Annotated in this window: 17 protein-coding genes; 6 read left to right on the top strand and 11 right to left on the bottom strand. The window is 41.1% G+C overall.

Going from position 1 to position 22,374, the window contains the following annotated elements; genetic code table 11:
- The first annotated feature begins 129 nt into the window (after positions 1-129).
- Together V7654_RS19220 and V7654_RS19215 are read left to right on the top strand one after the other, a co-directional pair.
- Complete coding sequence (locus tag V7654_RS19220; RefSeq protein ID WP_335432407.1) at positions 130-1,017, top strand: hypothetical protein; 888 nt, start codon at positions 130-132, stop codon at positions 1,015-1,017.
- On the top strand, positions 1,014-3,920 hold the full coding sequence (locus V7654_RS19215) for a M1 family aminopeptidase (RefSeq protein WP_335432406.1): 2,907 nt from the start codon (positions 1,014-1,016) through the stop codon (positions 3,918-3,920). The genes V7654_RS19220 and V7654_RS19215 overlap by 4 nt, the downstream gene beginning before the upstream one ends.
- A gap of 184 nt (positions 3,921-4,104) precedes the next feature.
- Here the strand turns inward: V7654_RS19215 and V7654_RS19210 are convergent, their stop codons facing one another.
- The 7 genes from V7654_RS19210 to fdhD form a co-directional block, all read right to left on the bottom strand.
- Positions 4,105-5,640 carry a flotillin family protein gene (locus V7654_RS19210; protein ID WP_335432405.1) on the bottom strand — a complete coding sequence of 512 codons (1,536 nt, stop codon included), beginning with the start codon at positions 5,638-5,640 and terminating at the stop codon, positions 4,105-4,107.
- An 11-nt stretch (positions 5,641-5,651) separates the two neighbouring features.
- Positions 5,652-6,188, bottom strand: a complete 537-nt coding sequence (locus tag V7654_RS19205) for a hypothetical protein (RefSeq protein WP_335432404.1) — start codon at positions 6,186-6,188, stop codon at positions 5,652-5,654.
- A gap of 191 nt (positions 6,189-6,379) precedes the next feature.
- Positions 6,380-6,991 (bottom strand): sterol desaturase family protein, encoded by a 612-nt coding sequence (locus tag V7654_RS19200; protein WP_335432403.1) that lies wholly within the window; start codon positions 6,989-6,991, stop codon positions 6,380-6,382.
- A 120-nt stretch (positions 6,992-7,111) separates the two neighbouring features.
- Positions 7,112-7,675, bottom strand: coding sequence for a DinB family protein (locus V7654_RS19195; RefSeq protein WP_335432402.1), 564 nt, complete (start codon positions 7,673-7,675; stop codon positions 7,112-7,114).
- A gap of 139 nt (positions 7,676-7,814) precedes the next feature.
- On the bottom strand, positions 7,815-8,504 hold the full coding sequence (locus V7654_RS19190; RefSeq protein WP_335432401.1) for a DUF975 family protein: 690 nt from the start codon (positions 8,502-8,504) through the stop codon (positions 7,815-7,817).
- Between the two features lie 85 nt (positions 8,505-8,589).
- The gene (locus tag V7654_RS19185; RefSeq protein WP_335432400.1) at positions 8,590-10,641 is read right to left on the bottom strand and encodes a bifunctional diguanylate cyclase/phosphodiesterase; all 2,052 of its coding nucleotides are present in this window, start codon (positions 10,639-10,641) and stop codon (positions 8,590-8,592) included.
- A gap of 347 nt (positions 10,642-10,988) precedes the next feature.
- A complete protein-coding gene (fdhD, locus tag V7654_RS19180; protein WP_438825327.1) occupies positions 10,989-11,765 on the bottom strand; it encodes a formate dehydrogenase accessory sulfurtransferase FdhD in 777 nt (258 codons plus the stop codon).
- A gap of 480 nt (positions 11,766-12,245) precedes the next feature.
- Between fdhD and V7654_RS19175 the strand changes: the two genes are divergently transcribed.
- From V7654_RS19175 to V7654_RS19165, 3 genes are all read left to right on the top strand, one after another.
- Positions 12,246-13,508, top strand: a complete 1,263-nt coding sequence (locus tag V7654_RS19175) for an L-lactate MFS transporter (RefSeq protein WP_335432398.1) — start codon at positions 12,246-12,248, stop codon at positions 13,506-13,508.
- Positions 13,509-13,581: 73 nt separating this feature from the next.
- A complete protein-coding gene (locus V7654_RS19170; RefSeq protein WP_335432397.1) occupies positions 13,582-13,938 on the top strand; it encodes a DUF2294 domain-containing protein in 357 nt (118 codons plus the stop codon).
- Between the two features lie 159 nt (positions 13,939-14,097).
- Positions 14,098-16,458 carry an FdhF/YdeP family oxidoreductase gene (locus tag V7654_RS19165; protein WP_335432396.1) on the top strand — a complete coding sequence of 787 codons (2,361 nt, stop codon included), beginning with the start codon at positions 14,098-14,100 and terminating at the stop codon, positions 16,456-16,458.
- Between the two features lie 230 nt (positions 16,459-16,688).
- On the opposite strand, the gene V7654_RS19160 is transcribed toward V7654_RS19165, so the two are convergent.
- On the bottom strand, positions 16,689-16,937 hold the full coding sequence (locus V7654_RS19160; protein WP_335432395.1) for a hypothetical protein: 249 nt from the start codon (positions 16,935-16,937) through the stop codon (positions 16,689-16,691).
- 222 nt (positions 16,938-17,159) lie between these two features.
- Here V7654_RS19160 and V7654_RS19155 point away from each other — a divergent pair, with 222 nt between their 5' ends.
- Entirely contained in the window at positions 17,160-17,744 is a 585-nt protein-coding gene (locus V7654_RS19155) for a hypothetical protein (protein ID WP_335432394.1), read from the top strand.
- Positions 17,745-18,254: 510 nt separating this feature from the next.
- Here V7654_RS19155 and V7654_RS19150 read toward each other — a convergent pair.
- The 3 genes from V7654_RS19150 to V7654_RS19140 all read right to left on the bottom strand — a co-directional run bounded on the left by V7654_RS19150 (position 18,255) and on the right by V7654_RS19140 (position 22,217).
- A complete protein-coding gene (locus V7654_RS19150; RefSeq protein ID WP_335432393.1) occupies positions 18,255-19,037 on the bottom strand; it encodes an IclR family transcriptional regulator in 783 nt (260 codons plus the stop codon).
- 81 nt (positions 19,038-19,118) lie between these two features.
- Positions 19,119-19,901 (bottom strand): fumarylacetoacetate hydrolase family protein, encoded by a 783-nt coding sequence (locus tag V7654_RS19145; protein ID WP_335432392.1) that lies wholly within the window; start codon positions 19,899-19,901, stop codon positions 19,119-19,121.
- 135 nt (positions 19,902-20,036) lie between these two features.
- A complete protein-coding gene (locus V7654_RS19140; RefSeq protein ID WP_335432391.1) occupies positions 20,037-22,217 on the bottom strand; it encodes a malate synthase G in 2,181 nt (726 codons plus the stop codon).
- Between the last annotated feature and the right edge of the window lie 157 nt (positions 22,218-22,374).

Below are 22,374 nucleotides of genomic sequence, written 5' to 3'. Positions count from 1 at the left end.
TATAATCTATATTACATTATTTTTGCAATTATCACAAAATTATTAAAAAATATTTCATAAAAAACGCAACCTTTCATAAATATACTACGTCAAATCATAAATAAAGAAAAATTTCCCAAAGGAGGAACCATGAAAAAGATCATTCATTATCCATTTTTACTTTTGACCTCAGCAGCAGGTCTGTTATTTTTTATGTCATTTCCTAAACTTTTTAATTTCCGTCCAGACGGGAGCGAGCACTTAGGTTTTAAGCTATTAGACTTCCTTAGGGCTTTTTCGGCTACAACCCTGCAATTTTTTGAAGCTGATAGCTGGATATTTTTTGAAAAATGGAATCAGGAAACAGTCATTGCCAGGTATACATACTCATTAGAAATTATATTGATGAGCTTGATTTTTACTATTTTTATAGGAAGCTGCATTGCCTACATATTGATGAGCATTTCATTTAATAACCGATCCAAGCTAAAGCATGTTTTGAACTTTTTTGAGGGATTGCCTGATTTATTGATTATCTTTATTATTCAAATGTCCCTTTTTGCTCTGTATCGGGATTTTGGAATTCGATTAGTCACAATGTATGGACTTGCAGGAAAGGAGCCTTTGATTTTCCCAATGATCATTAATTCCCTGCTGCCTTCGATGTTTTTTGCGCAATACCTATTAAAGGTCATGGAAGAAGAGTATGAAAAGCATTACATCCTTTTGGGCCAGGCAAAAGGTTTGTCGAACCTGCATATCCTTTTCGTCCATTTAACAAGAAACATCCTCCCAGTTATGTCGATTCACTTTAAAACGATTATTTTTATGATTACGACCAATCTTGTACTCGTTGAACAAATGTTTGTACTCAATGGCTACACAAAAGAACTATATAATTTGCTGATAACTCGAGGGGGGTCTCCTGTGCAGGTTTTCTTTTATGTCGGAGTGTTCCTGGTACCGGTGATGCTCCTTGAACGGGTCGTCACCCTTTCTGGTAAGAAAGCCGCAAATGCACGGGGGTTGAATATATGAGAAAGCTGTTTACTAGCAAACTTGTATATGTCCTGGCGATTATTGCAGGATTTCTTAGGAATTTATACTTCAAGGATATCACTACTGGCTTTAAGTCGCTTTTCAAGAATTTAGGTAAGGGAGATTTAAAGACTGCTGCCGCTGATTTATTTAGGCTTGCACGAGATATTTTAATAAAACTAATAGCTATGTTCGTCTTCGTTTTCAAATATATTCATAACTTAAAACATCGGAATATGATCGTTGGCTTTGCAATCCTGTTCATTTTCTTTTTAATAAGCTGGACCACAGAGTTGATGCCAGAGAGCAATGAACCGTTGATATTCGATGAGAATGGGAAATTTGTGGCCGCCCCTCCTGCCCCTCCATCCTTCGTTTTCCCACTTGGTACAGATTTAGGGGCGCGAAGCATGGTGAATCTGGTCCTTGTAGGGGTGAAGTACACATTAGGTGCCGTTATTGGGATTACTTTGGCACGATTAATCCTTGGAGGGGTTCTGGCATTATTGACTGCTATATGGTTGCCAGGATTCAAACGGTACTTCAGTGCATTCTTTTGGCCATTCAGGTACATACCTGCTTTGCTCGCTGGAATCATTTTAATGCTTCCCATTGCAGCAGCACCACAGGGCTATTCAGCAAAAGTCATTTTGGAATACCAGGTACTTGTACTGATTTTAATCGGTCTGCCAGGAGTTTTTTACTTTATCACCGATATGGTGGAAGAAATTAAGAAGGAGCCCTTTGTCTTAAGCTCAACGCTCATGGGAGGAGGAAAACTCCATATTTTAGTTAGGCATGTATGGCCAAACATTAAGTCCCATTTTTTATTGCTCACTGCACAACAAATGCTGCAATTGCTGCAGCTGCTGACTTTCATGGGAATCTTCGCGATCTATTTGGGCGGACCACACCCTACTGCCATTACTGATTCACCACGATTAATATATAGATCTATTTCAAATGAATTAGCGGGAATGGCAGGCCAGAACTATTGGCTGATCAGACGTGCTCCATGGATGGCTTATAGCCCAATCCTGATTATTACGGTGATTGCCCTCATTATTAATTGGATAAAAAGAGGTATCGAAGATCAAATTGCCGGTGTCATCCCTGTAAAGCAAAAGTCAGTCCAAGCAACACAGAGTGTGTTCAATCCTCCATTGGTGAGGGAATCCAAGAGTTTTGTTTTGGTTGGCAGCCAACGCGAGGCGGTAATGGATTATAAGAAAAAAATTTATTTTAGCGACATATTTCGAAACAAGCTAATAACCCTGCGCAGATACTTTCTTAAATTCAGAGTTTATAAAGCATTTGAGAAATTCCTATTGAAAATGACTTCGTTCATCGGCCGGAAACCTAAGCCTGTGCTTACTGCTCTATTGACATTGCCGTTAATCTTATGGGCTGGAGTATATGGATATGCGCAATATCAGGAGTATGCAGACAGTACAAAAGAACAGACTGCTAAACAGTCGTCTGTCCAAGTTTCTTCAAAATTAGATCGAAAAGAAATCTATCACTCGGATTTTACTAATAAAGATGTTGTCCCAACGGATTATAAAGCATACTTGACCTATAACGAAGCTGAGGGTTCACTGCAAGGTACTCTGAATGTGACAATGACCAACACTACCGGAAAAGAACAGGATCAGCTTTATTTCCACCTTTACCCCAACCAATTCCAGGAACCACTGGAGGGCATTGATTGGGAAATGATTCTTGGCCCTTCACCAGAACCGGGTTGGATTGAAATCAAGGATTTATATGTGAATAGCAAGAGAGCAGATTTTAAAGTAGATAAAACAATTCTAGAAATTGATATGGATAATTGGACAGTCAAGCAAAAAGCCGAGGTCGCTTTTAAATTCACCTTAAAACTGCCAAAAAACTATAGCAATACAAGTTTTGACTACGCTGCAGTCTGGCTTGGGAACTTTTTGCCGACCCAGGCTGTTTACGACAAAAACGGCTGGAACCTGGATCCCTTGACACCTTTCGGAAATCCATTTTACAGGGAAATAGCGAATTATGATATTACGCTGACCGCACCTGCAAAATATGAAATTGTATCTAATGCACCGGAGCCATCTGCAAAAATTGAAACTCAGGGTGATACCGTTAAGTATGCAGTCAAGCTTGAGAATGTAAGGGATCTGTCATTGGTCCTGTTGGATAAACAATATTACTCAAGAGAGATCTTCATGACTGATGACACGATGATCAATATCTGGTCACGCCCAACGACAGACGACCAGGAAGCTGCACAACGTAATAATATGGCTGCAGGTCAATCAATGAAGTATTTCGAGGAGTATTTTGGGACCTATCCATACAAAGAGCTGGACATTATCCGTACTGCTGAAAGCAGCCCACAAATGTCTTATCAAGGAATGATTTTTACTCCAGGATATAATTTTACAAATCACTTAGGCAGCATCAGTATGGCAGACGCCGTTCTTCGCCAATGGCTGTCAGGCGCTGTAGGAAGCAATGGATACAAAGAACCGTGGGTGAACGAAGGTATTACAAGCTATTTATTGAAAAAATTCATGGCCGAAAGAGGGTACGGATCTAGCAAATCGGCTGATCAGATTGCCCAGATGCAGACCGAAATAGCAAGAGTTGAAGCTGAGGGCCAATACCTCAGCAGTCCGCTCGGAAAATTTAATAATATGAATGATTACAGCGTCCTTATCAGCGGAAAAGGCACTGACATGTATGTTGAGCTTGAGAAACTGATAGGCACAGGAAAGTTCAGGAATGCATTGAAGCAATATGCCAAGGAGAATACAAATAAAAACGCTTCTGGCTACGACCTCATTAAAGCTTTCGAAGCTGCCGGCGGTGTGGAAACCTCAGGTTACTTTGAAAACTGGCTGAAACCTGATAAAAAAGAATAGCATTAAAACTTAAAAGAGGCTACCCTGGCCGCCAGCGGATAGGGAGTGCCTGGAGCGAAATCAATAGTTAAGGTTAACAAAGCCTATAACTAAAAAAGAGCTGCCTCGGAAAAAAATACCGGGCAGCTCTTTCCTGTTGTAGTTATTAAGCATAAAAAACCTGAATCCAATTAAAACAATTGGTTTAATCTGCTATTCTCTCAATATCACTATTCTTCTGATCACGAACTTCAGTCGTCAAGGCATCAATACTGTGCCTTACATTCGCTTTGCCAGAAAAGTTTTCAATCAGTTCCTTTACATCGATACCAGATGAAGCCTTTAAGGATTCCTGAAGCGTAGCCATTAAGTTCGTTGCATATCCCGTTACCTTGTTCGCTCCGCCATTTGCATCGCTTCCGCCTGTATCGACAACAGTAATCTTATCAATATTACCAAGTGGCGCTGCAACCTGCTTCGCATATTCAGGAAGCATTTTCAAGATCATATCGAGGATGGCTGCCTGGCCAAACTGTTCGAACGCTTCTGCGATCTTTTCCTTTGCTTCGGCTTCCGCAATCCCTTTTAAACGGATGATTTCTGCTTCAGTTTCACCCTGTGCTCGCTCTGCTTCAGCTTTTGCAAGACCATCCATACGGATTCTTTCTGCTTCAGCACGTGCCATAGCTTCAATCCGATACTTGTTTGCATCAGCTTCAGCAATCTGCTTCGCTTTGTCTGCTGCTGCTGATTGCTCGACAGCATAGCGGTCAGCGTCTGCCTTTTTCTTGACTTCAGAATCGTATTGGCGTTCACGGCGAAGAATTTCTTTTTCCTCGAGCTCGATTTGCTTTTGACGCTCGATGATTTTGACCTGCATTTCCTGTTCTGTAACCTCTTGCTGTGCGCGGGCATTTTCCAGATCGTAAGCCTGGTCAGCTCGTGCCTTTGCAATATCCTGCTCACGGCGGAATTCTGCCATTTTCAAACCATTGATTTTCTCAGCTTCAGCAATTTCTGTCGCTCTTTCAAACTCTGCCTTTTTCGCTTCCTTATCTGCTTCAGCTTTCTTGATGCGAGTTTCTTTTTCCGCATCGGCTGTCGCGATGTCGGCATCACGCTTGACTTGCGCGATCCGCGGCTTACCGAGTGAATCTAGATAACCGTTCTTATCACGTACATCCTTGATAGTGAAAGAAACAATCACCAGTCCCATTTTTGCAAGGTCCTGGGAAGCGACACGCTGCACTTCCTGTGAGAACTTATCACGATTCTTATAGATTTCTTCAACCGTCATGGAACCGAGGATAGAGCGAAGATGACCTTCCAAAACTTCCTTCGCTTCATTTTCTCTGTCTTCCTTAGTTTTACCAAGGAACTGCTCGGCAGCAGTGGCAATTTCACTTATTGACCCGCCGATCTTGATGATTGCGGTACCGTCTGCCATTACTGGTACACCTTGCTCTGTATACACTTCAGGCGTCGTAACTTCCAGCTTACTCGATAACAGGCTTAGCGGGCGGGACTGCTGGAATACTGGAAAAATGAAGGTACCACCGCCGCGGATAATCTTGATTTTATTATTCGATTCATCCATATGGACATTTCGGCTGCCGAGAAAACTTCCTGTTACGATCAAAGCTTCATCTGGTCCTGCCGTCTTGTATTTCGTAATAAAAACAGCAATCAAGGCAATAATCAAGAACACGACAAAACCAATAACAATAAATATTAAATCCATTCTATCTCCCCCTAAATGAAGTTCTCTAACTCTTCGTAGACTTTTACCTGAAGCACACCATTTTCAACGTCAATGACAAGCACCTTTTTACCATATGGAATCTCAGACTTCGTGAAGATGGTAGCAGGCTTAGAGATACGGCCGCTAATACTTTCGATCAATACTTCTCCATAGCCATCAACCGGAACAGCTGTGATGACCGTTCCAACTCTCCCTCTTAAATCACTTTCCTTGTACACAAGTGACTCCTCAGCATTGGATAAGGGAATTAGGACAAAAACATTCAATAAAGTCACAAGAATAAGAGCAATAAGTGCAGAAAAGCCTGCGATCAGTCCACTATGCAGAGCTGTAAAAACCTCAGCTAAATAGCTGCCAGCTGAAAAAATGGTGATAAATGAAAAAATCAATGTCGGATTGATCAGTGGAATGCTTTCCATTACCCCGTCTAAAAGATCACTAAAAAATAAATAAAGAATCGTGATTGCTCCAGAGATGACCAAACCATAAAAATAAACTGTTTCTAATGGCATACCAAACAGCTCCATACTTCTCACCCTTTTTCAAAATCATTTACTTAAAACCTATACGGGCACCTCCCAATATCAAAATATTTCTTGTTATGTAATACGGATTAATTGGAAATTAGTTTCAAATTTTTAAAAAATTGGTCAAATAAAAAAGGTCCCTGAACTCCCACTGAAAGAAATTTTTCAGTCAGGTAACCAGATACCTTTATTTAAGCTCTTTTCTCAAGATCTCTTGCAGTCTTGCTGGTTTCGACTTCTTTTTCGTCTTTGAAGGTTCCGAACAGATAATCAGCGAATGGGGTGCTTACGCCATACCAGTAATTCTCGTTTTTAAAGTGATGGAGGATATGAACCTTTTTTACCCACCTGCCGAAACTGGTCTTTGGCTTGATCGGGCTATGGGCAACATAATGCTTCCATTCATAGATTAATAGCATCGCCAATAAGCCGGTGCCAAACACAATGGTGTGGTTGAAACTCCTTGAAAAGTAATAAAATATCAATGACAGAATCAGAAAATTGGGCAGGCTGTACCATAAAGGCAGGAATAATAGGTTGAGGTTGTTAGGATCAGTATGGTGGTCATAGTGTATTCTTTTTAAGAATTTCAGAAAATAAGGGTTTTTAGGGGGCTTTAAATGAAAAAAGAAACGATGCGTTAAATATTCGCTGAAGGCAAAAGTCAGCATGCCGAAGACTAGAAATAATATCATGCCGAGAGTAAGGCCCTTCCAGATCGCCACTCCCACTCCTGTTGTAATTAACACTATTAAAATACTAATATCAGGAAAGAAAAAGAAATCCTTATAGAGTTTGTTCATCCAATCCGTGCTCCCCCCTAAAAAATGAATTAACTACATTATACTGTTTTCTGATTTTTCAATCAATATAACAATCAAAATAAAGACCCGCCATTACCGAGGTTTAGCGGGCACTTTAGATTATTCCTTTACTAATTGTTGCTGATTTTCTTCTGCTATACTGTATATCTTCTTGATCATGCGAATTTGTCCGCGATGGCTGAGTTCGTCTTCGAACACATGAAACCATTTGAAATAATTGTTTGCCGGTTTGTTCCACCACCATGCAGTTTGCTCAAACAACCACTCATCGTTAAGAGATTGGAATTTTTTAAATGTGTCATTCCTGGCAGCCTGGAGATCTTCAAGGTAATACTCAAGAGAATTGCCTTTAATAGTCATTCTTCCCTTCTCGCCAAGTTCCAGTCCTGCGGATAACGCTTCTTCTTCATCTTCGGTTGGGTCGCGTCTCTCAAACGTGACGATTTGGTAAATTCGCTCCACCGCAGCCATATGAGCAAGCAGCATCCCAATCGAATTCGCTTCTTCATGCACAAGGAAATCGAGTTCCTCTACAGAAAGGCCTTCTACTGCTTTTAACGTTGTTTCACGCGTATAATTCATCATGGATACCAGCTGACTAAAAGTAGGAGAGAACCCGTCCTTTTGATCAATTAAATAGATCGTCGACTCATCATAGCTCATAAACTCAACTCATTTCTCTATAAGACTAGAATTATTACTATTCGCTATTTAACAGAAATATCCTTTAAAAACACCTGAAATCCCAAACCCCTTTATCGCATTAAAGCGCTGGGGGTCAGACCCCCAGCGCTTTAATGTGTTAAATAGCTAAATCTGCTGGTTTTACTTCATCATTGCCTCTTGGTGCAATGAACTCGTTATAGAAGGTGGCGTTGGCTGTGGCTATATAAGGGGTTAGCCATAGGAAACCGATTCCTAATGTGAAAATAGCAATGAAGATCCAGCCGATGAAGCTTAGGTTCATGAGGAAATATTTCCACTTATACCCTTTCATTCTCTTTCTGCTTTCGGTGATCGCCTCTAGTGCAGAGTATTCAGGATTATCCTTCATCAGGAAAAAAGCTTGTGAATACGCAATGCCTTTAATAATTCCAGGAATAATCAATAATAAAGTCCATAACATTGTGAAAATGCCCATAAGAATAGAGGTGCCGATTACTTTTAACGAGAGCTCCCACTCTTTATAGACTGCGAATACTTGAGAAATCTTCGGGTCGTTCCATCTCGCGATTACAAGATAAAACCAATAGCTAGCCACTGACAGTGGGATGAAAAGGAATGAAAAAAACAAACTTATTAGATTTGCTGCAGTGGATGGTTCATCCTGATCGACCCAGGCTGAAAATCCACCGCTCATCATCATCTCCGCCATCATTGGAACAAATGTTGTCACTAAAAAAACGGTAATCGTCAGCAGGACTCCCTTGCCCCATTTCCCTTTTAATGAAGCAAGGGCCTTCTTTTTAATTTGTGAAATGCTTAAATTCATTTACCTTCCTCCTATAGTTAATGCCTTTATAAGATTTACTCTCAAAAATAAAGTTTCAACCCATTATATTTTATTAATGCACAGATTATTTATAAACCGCTCCAGTCACCGAAGCAAAATCATCTATCCAGTCAACCAGCTCGCCAGCTCTTAGCGGTTTCGAATAGTAATAGCCTTGTATAATGGGATTTTCTGAATTTGTAGATAAAAATTCAATTTGCTCTTCAGATTCCACTCCTTCGATGACCACTTTTAATTTCAAAGAATGGCCAAGGCTAATGATCGCCTTAATAATGGCAGAGTCTTTATCTGATTGTGGCACGTCATCTACAAAAGATTTATCAATTTTCAATGTAGAAATCGGCAGGCGCTTTAAGTAAGACAAGGAGGAGACACCAGTACCGAAATCATCAAGGGCAACGGTAAATCCATACTCTTTGAACTCACTTACAGCCCTTATCGCTTTCTCAATATTATCGATTACGCTTGTCTCAGTAATTTCAAGTTCCAGATAGTTACTTTCAATCTCATATTTAGAGACACTCTCTTTTAAAATCTCCATCAACAGCGGCGAAGTAAAATAGGAACCTGGAACATTAATGGCAATTTTAAAGCCTTTAAGTCCCTGTGAGTTCCACAATGAGATTTGCTTGCACACATGATCAATGATCCAATCCGTCACCTCGTGCATCTTGCCATTCTCCTCAAGGATCGGAATAAACACAGCTGGAGGCACTAGCCCGTGCACAGGATGGTCCCATCGCAGTAAGGCTTCAACTCCAAATATCTGATTCGTGTTTGTACATATTTTTGGCTGGTATACAACAAATAGTTCGTTCTCATTTATTGCTCTCTCAATATCTTGGACTAGATGCCTTTCAAATGCATAAGTATGGACGGCCGGGTCATATTCAATGACTTCATGCTTATATATAATGTCTGTGTGATGAAGTACAGCCATAGTGTTTGCAAACAAGTCAGCCTTTTCATATGCATGTGAAGATGTAACTGCACAAACCATATCGACGACAATTTTTTTCTCATTGAACTCTAATGATTTCTTCAAAATGGAAGCGATTCTCAGCATCGACAGTTTAAGCTTTTCATAATCACGGGTATCGGCAGTTGCTACAGCGAACCGGTTTCCTTCAATCCTATAAACGGTCGTAGTCCCTAGTTTAAGGCGCACGATGATTTCGCTGACCGCCTTAATGATCTCATCTCCAAACTCGTATCCATATCTGCTGTTCCACTTCTCCAATCCATGTAAATGAATGATAGCCAAGCTGGCAACTGCCGAAGAATTCATCACTTTTTCAAACTGCCTCCGGTTCGGCAGTCCTGTCAATGCATCGAAATTGTTTAAGCGGAAATCAACATACCGGTCAAGCAGACTGGATAGACCCGAAAGTCCTAAAATAACAGAAATACCTAATGCTACAGCAATCACTAGAAGAGGCAGATTCATATGCTGCCCATAATGCAATCCAGAAGTTAATGGCTTATCCGTATAAAATACAACAGCTTCCATCCCAGTGTAGTGCATACTTGCCACCGCAAGACCCATGATTAGCGAAGTAAGGGATTTCACATAAAAATTGCCCATGTATTTTTGCAGGCTGGAAAAAATGTAAAGTGCCACAAAGGAAACAACTATTGCTATTGTTATGGATAATATAAAAATCCAGGGGTTATATACGTACTTCGCTTCAGTTTCCATCGCAGCCATCCCAATATAATGCATAGCAGCAATCCCAATGCCCATTGTCATGCCTGCAAACCACTGCGGCCAGTGGGTAAGATTGATTCGGTTGGATATATAAAAAGCTAGATATGAGGCGAGTACTGCGGGAAAGACTGACAATACAGTAAGCAGGACATTATATTCCATCGAAACAGGAAGCATGAATGCGCTCATCCCGATAAAATGCATTGCCCAAATTCCCAATCCCATTGCAACTGACGCTAGACCAAGCCAAAAATTACGGGTAAAGAAACTATTATGCTTAATTCTTTCATTCATCGAAAGAGCAGTATAAGATGCAAAACACGCAATCAGAACCGAGAGAATCACGATTGGCAGAGAGTACTCCCCTTGTAAAATCAAAATTTCTTTTGAATCGGGCATTGAAAACATAGTTAGCAAACATCCTTTTTTTGTTTTTCATGTTGTAAACCCTATTTATGTATTTATCGGTACCCGGTAACAATTGTGAACGTTTCAGACAATAAAAAACGCTGCACATGGCAGCGGTTTTGTTTGTAAAATTATTCTATTTTAAAATCAGGTGTTTGCCAATAGTTATTTTTAAGGTGCACCCTTCTTTGCAGCTTTCTCCATCCTTCTAAAGCCCCCAAACTGGTGGGAGTTCCTTCAGAATTACTGCTATCAATCATAGCATCAAATACATATGGGATTATTTTTAAAATAATATTTACCCAAAGACAAACCTAAACAACCTGCTTAAAAATCATTGTCACAAACTACTCGACAATCCGCTCCGGACAAGAATATACATTAAAAGAACTGCCGCGGATAAAACCAACTGCTGTAATATTCAAATCCTTTGCCAGCTTGATTGCCAAGTCGGTTGGAGCGGATTTTGACAGGACGATCCCTACCCCGATCTTCGCAGCTTTCAATAGGACTTCAGAGGAAATCCTGCCGCTGAAAACAATGATTTTATCACGGACAGGCACTCGGTTCAAAATGCTATATCCAAATAATTTATCCAAGGCATTATGCCTTCCTATATCAGTTCTGGACGCTATCACTTCTTCAGAATTACAAAGGGCTGCATTATGGACTCCGCCTGTTTCCTGAAATACTTGTGAATTGTTTTGCATCTCATTCATAAGTGCAATGGCTTGAGATGCCGTAATCGTCGTTTTTGCTGTAGAAGTTTTAGCAGTTCGGGAATCATTGTGGAAATAAAATTGGCGGCTTTTTCCGCAGCAGGAACCAATAAAACGTTTAGAGTAATATTGCTGATTTGTGGTGGTTTCCGCTTTTAGCATGACATAAGCATACCCACGGCTTTCATCAATACTTAAGGAATGGATATCACTGTAGAAACGTATGACTCCTTCTGATGCCAGAAAACCGACAACCATTTCCTCAAAATGTGTTGGTGTACAGACCATGGTTGCAAACTCCACGTCATTCACAAAGATGGTCAACGGAAACTCATTGACGATGACATCCTCCACATCCTGGAATTGCCCGTTTAAATATTTTGTAATGATATATTTATCACTCATATTTTCCAACATTGTCTTCACCTTAGCTTCTTAGATTTTGAGAATATTAAAATCTAAACACAATCCATTCTTTTTCACAAGAAATATTTACAACACATTCACAGTGTAAAATTGATTTAGCAAGCTTAATAGGTGTTGCATCTGCATTTATTAAGTGATAGAATTTTTTTGAAGTTCACAAATCCGTAACATTTTGATTCGAGATAGCGACCCTGTCATCGGTTAAGATGTCCGATGGAAATGTAAGCGATTAGCAGTTGGTCCGATAGTAGCGAAACCTGCTTAGTACTAACCGTCAATCTTTCTTTAGCCATCCCTGCTGCCTAAGGGATTTAAAGAAGTTGGCGGTTTTTCTGTTTTTTTTGGCATTTTACATACTTCATTTTCTTGAACGGATGTTTGATATTCAAGCATGGTATCGCTATTTGGCAGATTGCAGTTTTAAAAAAATTTTCAAAAGTGAATAAGGGGGAACAAAGGATGAAAAAAACAAAGAATCGTTGGCTTATTGCAGCTTCGGCAGTGGGAATTCATATTTCCATTGGATCTGTATATGCCTGGAGCAACTTTACGAATCCATTGATTGAAGAATTCGGCTGGACGTCAAAGCAGGTTCAATTTACATTTAGCCTCGCTATTCTTTTTTTAGGATTATCAGCGGCATTCCTTGGACATTTTGTTGAAAAGCACGGACCGAGAAAAGCTGGTTTTCTGGCAGCAGGCTTTTTCGGAGCAGGTATATTAGGCTCTGGACTGGCAGTAAATCTTGGCTCATTGCCATTATTGTATATCACTTACGGTGTATTGGGCGGAATTGGCCTTGGGGTAGGTTATATTGCACCAGTATCAACACTAGTGAAATGGTTCCCTGACCGACGCGGCCTCGCAACCGGCCTTGCGATCATGGGATTCGGATTTGCGGCAGCCATTTCCAGCCCGGTTATGGATTCGTTAATAAAGTCTGTTGGCACAGCTAATACGTTTTATATTTTAGGCGCAGCATATTTCATTATCATGACGCTATCATCCCTTTACTTAGAAAGACCGCCAGTTGATTGGGCACCAAAGGGCTTTAAGGAAAAAGCACAATCAGGAAAAATTAAAATTAAACAGGACTTAGCTCAGCTAACAGCTAATGAAGCGATAAAGACCCCTAGATTTTATTATTTATGGGTAATGCTATTCATTAACGTAACATGCGGAATTGCCATCCTATCGGCAGCAAAACCTTTAGCAGAAGAAAGCATCGGGCTGACTACTGCAGAAGCAGCGGCACTTGTTGGCGTAATGGGTCTTTTCAATGGATTTGGCCGCATTGCATGGGCTTCTATTTCGGACTATATCGGCCGTACAAACACTTACACTATATTCTTTGCAACACAAATCGTATTATTCACTTTGCTTCCACATACAAAAGAAGCATTCCTTTTCCAGGTCATGCTAGCGATCGTTTACACAATGTACGGCGGAGGATTTTCTGCAATTCCAGCGTTCATTGGAGACATTTTCGGAACAAAACAGCTTGGTGCGATTCACGGATATATCTTGACTGCATGGGCAGCTGCAGGTTTAGCCGGCCCAATGTTTGCAGCTTGGATGAAGGATAATACAGGCAGCTATGCGACGAGCTTAACATTCTTTGCCGGTCTATTCGTAGTTGCACTCGTAGTTTCCTTTTTGATCCGCCGTGACATTCGTAAATTGCGGGAACAAAATGCAGCAAATGAAAGATTAGCTGGTTAATTCTTTTTAATTGCTTCTTCGTATGGTAAAATACCTATCATCTTATAACCTGTACAGATGACCGGAGGATAGTATGAATAAATACGAGGCAGAGTTCAGCAATCTGGTCCGCTCCTTCAGAAAAAAGCATATGGGCAAAGGACCAAGCAAAATTACCACTACCTTCTGCAAAAACTGGGCAATCTGTGAAATGGAAGGAAACCTTTCTCCTGTTGAGAAGTTCATTGCCACGGCTAATGAAGGCAAGCAGGCATTGAGGGCTGCCAGAACTGAAATGGTGAAGGACATGTACCGTAAAAATCCGCCAGTTGAAATGGAAGAATTCCTCGGATGCAAGTTTGTCGAACTTTTTGTAGATATAGATATTGACCGTGATTTTGGAATGTCCATCTTTGTTTTTGATGAGGATATTCAAGAGAAATATTGTTAATAAAGGTATGGCACTTGGCAGCGATCCTGCTAAAGACTAACCACCGTCATTACTCAAAACATGAAAATTGTTTTGAGTATACGGTGGTTTTTTCTTTTTCAAAGACTTTAAAATCAAGAGTTTTAATCATTAGTAGAAATATAATAGGAGTGTTTTAAATTGGGAAAAACAAAACATCCAGGACCACAGAAAAAAGCGGTTATGCCTGCACCAAAACATTGGGTTAGCCCGATTCCTTTTGGACTTGGCAAGGTAAAGCCTAAACATATTAGAGATACGTTTAAAACCCTTTGGGATAATAGAGATAACTTCGGTTACGCAACAAATATTTTAACTAAAGGTGTATGTGATGGCTGCGCTCTTGGTGTCTCGGGACTTCACGACCAGACCTTGAATGGACCACACATCTGCACAACAAGGCTTAATGTACTTCGCTTGAACACTGCAGGTTCCATCGATCAGGAAATCCTGCATGCTGATATTGATGAATTAAGGAAATATGACAGTACCCAGCTGCGCAAACTAGGACGTATTCCATATCCAATGATCCGCAGAAAAGGCGAACGAAATTTCTCACGAATCACCTGGGATGATGCAATGGATATGATTGCTGAAAAAATGAAAAAGCTGGATCCAAAACAATACGCATTTTACCTGACAAGCCGTGGGATTACAAATGAATCCTATTATGTTGCAGGAAAAGTATCACGATTCCTCGGAACAAACAATATCGACAATGCGAGCCGGATTTGCCACTCTCCTTCCAAGACTGCCCTTAAGCGTTCAATCGGGGTTGGTGCTTCTACTTCTAACTATTTGGATTGGATTGGCACGGATGTGCTCCTGTTTTGGGGAAGCGTAGCTTCAAACAGCTCACCTGTTTCATCGAAATACATGCTTGAAGCAAAGAAAAAGGGTACAAAGATTATTGTCGTTAACCCTTACAAGGAACCAGCTATGGATGAGTATTGGATTCCATCAAATCCTGAATCAGCATTATTTGGAACAAAAATAGCAGATGATTTTTACCAGGTTAACATTGGCGGGGACATCGCTTTCATGCATGGTATCATGAAGCATTGGTTTGACATGGAAAAAGTCCAGCATGGTTCAGCCATTAACCATGAATTTGTTGAACAGCACGTTAACGGATACGAAGAATTGAAGGAAAAAGTCCAGGAACAGTCATGGGAGGAGATTGTCACTTCCTCAGGTGTTACGAAAGAACGCATAATTGAATTGGCCGAGCTGCTTGCAAACAGTAAAAATGCAGTTTACGCATGGGCTTTAGGCTTGACGATGCATTCTTTCGCAACTGACAATATTTCACAGGTTGCAAACCTTGCACTCCTGCGGGGGCACTTAGGAAGAAAATATGCTGGTCTCATGCCTTTCCGCGGTCATTCCTCAGTGCAAGGAAGCGGAGAAATGGGAGCTGACCCATTCGTTCTTCCAGGCGGGGATTTTTATGGGGAAAATATTAGGCGCATTGAAGATATATGGGGATTCGAGCTGCCTAAATGGCAAGGAGATATCGTCGGAATGACACTTGAAAATATCCTGTTGCCAGAAGATCACGAACGCAAGATTAAAATGTATTATTTATCTGGAGGCAATTTCCTAGAAACGATGCCTGACCCTATCTTTGTTGAAAAAGCATTGTCTGAACTTGAGATTCGCGTACATCAGGATATCATTCTGAATACCTCGACTCTTGTTGATGCAAAAGAAGCTGTCATCGTTCTCCCTGCTAAAACTCGTTATGAGCAGGAGGGCGGCGGTACATCCACATCTACGGAACGAATGGTATATTTTAGCCCGGAAATAGGGGGCAATAAAAACCAGGTTGAAGAAGCGCGTGCCGAGTGGAAGATTTACATCGATTTAGCCAAACGAGTCAAGCCAGAAACTGCTCACTTGGTTGATTTTACAGATGGACAAGAGATTCGAAATGAAATCGCCAGGGCAAATCCGAATTATGATGGAATTCAGCACCTTAGCAAATCAGGAGATGTGTTCCAATGGGGCGGTGCATGGTTATGCGAGGATGGCATCTGCCCAACTCCTGACGGCAGAGGAAATCTCATTACTGTTGATATACCTGACCTTGGGAAAAAGGAAGGCCAGTTTATCGTTACCTCCCGTAGAGGCAAACAATTCAATTCAATGGTTTACAATGAGGTCGATCCACTGAATGGCGCAGGCCGTTATGATGTATTGATGAACGCAGAAGATGCCCAGGACCTCAGCATCGCAGAGGGCGAAGGAATAGTGCTGTACAACGGCTTCGGAGTTTTCCAGGGAAGAGCGAAATTCGTTGATATTTCAAGAGGAAATGTGCAAGTCCACTTCCCTGAAGGAAACTTCCTATTGCCAAGAGGAAGATATGAAAAATACGCAGGGATTCCTGACTATAACATTACAGTAACACTTGAAAAAGCAGATCGCTTTAATGCACGTAAAGATGTTGAACACCACGAAAAACGGATCGAGGAAGATGAGCTGGATGCTCCAGCATAATAGAAGAAAAAAGCTTGCAGACCATTTTTTGAGTCTGCAAGCTTTTTTATGTCTAATTCTATTCATGTTTAAGAGCTCCTGAAATCAGAAGGAATTAATTCTTTCTTTAGGATTTCCCGAATGGAGTTCAAAACCTTCCAAGCATAACATGATTACAGAGCCTTCGGTAACCGTAGTCACTATTAAAAGCTCAGCCATTTAAATGACTTTATTTTATGAGCTGTTTATTATTAATAATACGGATAGCCGGCACCTTGGTACCCCATACCAGGATATCCAGCGCCAGAGAATCCAGCACCTGGGTATCCACCTGGACTGCAGCATCCTGGAGGATAACCATAAGGCGGGTATCCATAAAATGGGCGAGGATAAAATAATGCACTGCCTAATAGTCCACCCGCAAAGGCGCCAAGGAATGGCAATCCAAAGCCTATGAATCTCTGGTCCCTTGCTGGATGCATATATCTGTAACGATACATAATGACCTACCTCCTTATCTATTTATGTTTACACTAATTTTATATGCGTCCACCTACAAATCCGCTTGGGCTAGGTAGTCTTTAGAAACTAATCAATGTCTTCCCTTCTACTTAAAGCTGGTAAGCAGCTGCACTCAGTATATCTTCATATTTTCTGCATATTCTCTCTGGGTTGCATGGTTTGTCCGCCCCTCTCATAAGATGGTGAAAAGGAGGTTGCACATGATTACGTTCCAGTTTTTTGTCCTTTTCACTCTCTGTAGTGTACTTTTACTATCTATCTTTTTATCTAATAAATACAAAACTAAAATGAACGAGATGATGGGAATGACCATCTCTATGTCTATAGGTATGAATATTGGCTTAACTTCTGGAATCTTCCTTGGGGCACTCTATCAAGGAGAGCTGTTCTACTCCACTTTGCTTGCTATGATCATAGGAGCTGTAAGCGGGACTGCGTGTGGTTTTAAACTGGGAGTATCTTGTTCAATTGAAGGCTTCATGGCGGGTGTAATGGGCGGAATGATGGGAGCGATGCTGGGTGAGATGCTCGAACCTGACAAATCGCTTATCCTCATCAATATCTTTTTGGCTCTATCTGTATGTTCGTTATTTTTATTTAAAATCTTGCCCAAATCCACTAAAACCATTCATTCAATAACTGGCATTATCAAACCCATTGTGGTGTTTATCTTTATTTCCGCCTATCTCCTTTTTGGAAGTCAGTTAGGGAAAAAATGGGCTGAAAATTTCCATGGTGGGTCCGGCAGCCACAAGCATCAGCAGGAGGGAAACCATGAACATTAGTGGAAATAGAACAAAATAAAAAAATCAATCTATAAAGAAATAGCCTTAATAAAAAGGCCCTGTTAACCTTAACTGTTGATTTCCGCTCCAGGCGCTTGCTTTCCGGGGGGCGTTCGCCGAGCCTCCTCGTCGCTGACGCTCCTGCGGGTTCTCGCCTGAAACGCTAAAACCCCAGGAGTCAAGCGCCTTCTACTCTAATCAACAGGCTTAAAAATAACAATGACCTTTAACACATCCTTTTATTTACAGTGGAAGACACAAAGCAGATTGAAAATATTGTTAATCCTATCCGAAATCTGAAATTTTCACTTTCCTTCTATTAAAAGTTGTTTGCTTTCAATGAAAAAAACTGCACCACCATTTGTTAGTTGTGTCTAACAATTGGGATGCAGCTTCAAAAGATAATTCTCCGATTATATTGTTTACCAACAGTCTGCGTCTCCAGTAAAAGCAACCGGACGTTCTATTGGCCTGAAATAACATTTTGTTATTCATGCAAACTTTTCTTGTTTAAATCATTTGATTTTGTTTTGTATATCCTAACCTTGCTGAAATTTGAAAACCAGTTTGGATAATCTTGCTTTTTAGCTGGTGCAGCCTTTCTTCGGTCATTCTCATCGTCGGACCGGAAATACTCACCGATGCTGTTACTTTACCCAGATGATCAAATATCGGAACTGCAATACATGTAATTCCATTCTCATTTTCCTCCAGGTCGAGAGCATATCCCTCTTGCTTTACTTGCACTAATTCCTGAAAAAATGCATCTTTATCCGTAATCGTCTTTTCTGTATGCATTGGCATGCCTTTTCGGTCGAGAATTTCATGCACCACTCCGGATAGCTGGTGTGCAAGAATTGCTTTACCAACGGATGTACAGTGCATAGGTGCCCGCTTACCGACTTTGGAATGCATCCTTAATGTTTCGTTTCCTTCCAATTTTTCAATATACACTACCTCGCCCTGATCATACACAACAAGATGGATCACTTCATTGGTTTCATTCTCAAGCTCCTGCAGAAACGGTCTTGCTTCTGCTCTTAAGTCTATGGAATCAAGAAGCTTAGAACTGACTTCCAAAAATTTGTATCCGAGTTTATATCTGCCGGTTTCCTCATCTTGTTCTATATAACCATATTGGGCAAGAGTAGATAAAATACGGTATACAGAGCTCTTATTGATATCTATTTGTTTAGAAATCTCTGTTACCCCTAAGCCGCCTTTTTTCAATCCGACCAAATTAATGATATCAAGTGCCCGGCTAACCGATTTGACGACATTCTCTCTTTCCATTCCACTCACCTCAAGTACTGCCTCACTCTTTAAATTGTGCTTTATACGCCACCTAATTGTAGCACACTATGTTTACAGCTTTTAACGGTGTGCGGCTGACTTTTCCTTCACAGATGCGAACACATTTTTAAGAGTTCCTATTTCTTCAATCTCACATTCTATCACATCATCTGCTCCAACAAACTCTGCCCCTACAGGACTGCCTGTGAGGATAACGTCTCCTGGTTTTAGTGTCATGACATTTGAAAGATAGGAAATCATTTTTCTTATCGGGATGATCATTAGGTCAGTTGGGCTGTTCTGTTTTTCTACGCCGTTTAATGAAGCTTTTACATTAACGGAAGACGGATCAAGTTCTGTTTCGATAACCGGCCCCAATGGAGTGAAGGTATCAAAAGACTTCCCAATTGTCCAGTGCCCATCCTGGTGGAAAAACCTTGGTGCAGTTACATCATTGCCAATCGTATAGCCAAAGACATAGTCGAGAACATCTGCTTCAGCAATATTTTTTGCTTCCTTCCCGATGACAACAGCAAGCTCAGATTCGAATTTCACCTGTTCTGCACCTTCAGGAATGATGATTTCCTTTTCTGGTCCAATAACTGAGGATACTGGCTTAAAGAAGAAAACTGGAATCTCCGGAAGTTCAGCGGGTAAATCTTCTTTGTTTGCCACAAAGTTCGCACCAATACCAATAACTTGATTTGGAATGAGGGGTGCAAGCAAGCTCACTTCATCCCTTGAAAAAACCTTGCCTGTATAATCCCAACTTCCAAAAATGTCACCCGTGAATTCCTGTATCGTGTCTTCGTTCACTACACCTGAATATACTTTTGAGTCAACTGTAAATCTAGCAAATTTCATTTTACTGCTCCTTTCAAATATCAGTTTTATAGAGAGCTATGTAAATGAGCTCCAATTTGTTCTAAGGATATTTCTACATGGAAGATAAGGGCACTCTAATCTGAGTTAGAATGCCCTTTTAAAGGATCGATAAAATTAATTTTTCACCGCAAACTTTGCTTTCGCTTCCTGGCGGCGGCGATGCAAGATCGGTTCAGTATAGCCGCTCGGCTGGTCATACCCAAGGAAGACAAGATCGCATGCAGCCTGGAACGCAACAGAATTGTCATAGTCTGAAGCCATTGGGCGGTAATCAGGATCTAATTCATTCTGTTTATCTACGACTTTTGCCATACGCTGTAAAGTTTCAAGTACTTGCTCTTTCGTGCAAACACCATGGTGCAGCCAGTTTGCCATATGCTGGCTGGAAATCCTTAAAGTAGCACGGTCTTCCATCAACCCTACATCATTGATATCAGGAACTTTGGAGCAGCCGATACCCGATTCAACCCAGCGAACCACATAGCCAAGGATTCCCTGTGCATTATTATCAAGCTCCTCCTGAATTTCTTCAGCTGTCCACTGAGGGTTTTCAGCAACCGGTATTTGAAGGATCTCATCTCTGTAATCTTTTGATTCCTTTGCTAGTTCATTTTGCACTTCGAATATGTCTACCTCATGGTAATGCAGGGCATGCAATGTAGCAGCAGTTGGAGATGGCACCCATGCAGTATTTGCTCCTGCCTTCAAGTGGCCGATCTTTTGTTCGAGCATAGGCCCCATCAAATCTGGCATTGCCCACATACCCTTTCCGATTTGAGCACGTCCCTGGAAGCCAACGTCCAGGCCTGTGGCAACATTCGATTTTTCATAACCCTGAAGCCAGACAGAGGATTTCATGTCATTCTTGCGGATCATCGGACCAGCTTCCATGGAGGTATGCATTTCGTCTCCAGTGCGATCCAGGAATCCTGTGTTAATGAACACAACTCTGTCTTTTACTTCGCGAATACATGCTTTTAGGTTAAGGCTTGTGCGTCTTTCTTCATCCATTACACCAATTTTAAGAGTGTGGCGCTCCAGACCTACAAGATCCTCGACACGGTCAAACAGTTCATTGGCAAAAGCCACTTCCTTTGAACCATGCATTTTTGGCTTTACAATATAGATGGAACCCTTTGATGAATTCTGGTATTTCGTATTTCCAATAACAGAGTGTTTTCCAATCAAGCCTGTAAACACTGTATCCAGGATTCCTTCAGGAACTTCGTTTCCTTCTTCGTCCAGAATCATATTGCTTGTCATCAGGTGACCAACATTACGGACAAACATGACAGAACGTCCGTTAAGGCTGAATTCTTCCCCATTCGGAGATTTATATTGCCTGTCTGGATTCATCGTCCTTGTCATACTGCGGCCACTTTTATTGAAATTCGCTGACAGGTCTCCTTTTTGAAGCCCAAGCCAGTTGCGGTAAACTACCACTTTATCCTCAGCATCGACGGCTGCAACAGAGTCTTCGCAGTCCATAATCGTTGTCAATGCAGCTTCGAGCAAGATGTCTTTTACTCCCGCTTTATCTGTCTTTCCAATCGAATGGTTTGGATCAATCTGGATTTCAAAGTGTAAACGGTTATTTTTCAGCAAAATAGCGGATGGATCTTCTGAATCTCCCTTATAACCCACCAGCTTCTCCTCTTCTTTTAGCCCGGTTGTTTTACCGTCTGCCAATAAAACAGTAAGCTTGCCGTCTACGATTACATATTTTTGTGCATCTTTATGGGATCCTTCAGACAGTGGAGCTGCCTTGTCAAGGAAATCGCGGCCATAGGCAATGACCTTGTCACCTCGAACCGCATTGTAGCCTAAGCCACGTTCTGCTCCATCCTCTTCACTGATGGCATCTGTACCGTAAAGGGCATCATACAAGCTTCCCCATCGGGCATTCGCTGCATTAATCGCGTATCGGGCATTATTTACTGGAACAACCAGCTGGGGTCCCGCCTGGAATGCAACTTCTTCATCAACTGCTTCAGTGGAAACTTTGTAATCATCAGCCTCTGGCTCAAGGTAGCCAATCTCCGCAAGAAATGTTTTATATTTTTCAAAATCAAAGCTTTCGCTGTTTTCGCGGTGCCAAGCATTCAGCTTGCTCTGGATTTCATCACGCACCTTTAATAATTGTTTATTTCTCGGCGCCATATCTTTAACTAAACTACCCAGTCCTGACCAAAACTGTTCCTGATCAACCTCCGACCCCGGAATAACTTCAGAATTGATAAATTCATAGAGTTCTGTTGCTACTTGTAGAGTTCCCGCTTTTACATAGTCTGCCATGTGAATGATTTCCTCCCTTTTATTGCCAATAATAGCAGCGTTCAGTATTTGTTTCTTATTACGCAACGCTGTTTCAAATACTCCTTAAAAAAATCATACCATGCTTCTAAAAGAATTTTCAAACAATTTGACTAAAAATTTTTGACTTTTTATTATA

It is taken from the genome of Bacillus sp. JJ1609 (assembly GCF_036967045.1).
Lineage (GTDB): Bacteria > Bacillota > Bacilli > Bacillales > Cytobacillaceae > Mesobacillus.
This window is presented reverse-complemented; position numbering and strand designations above follow the sequence as displayed.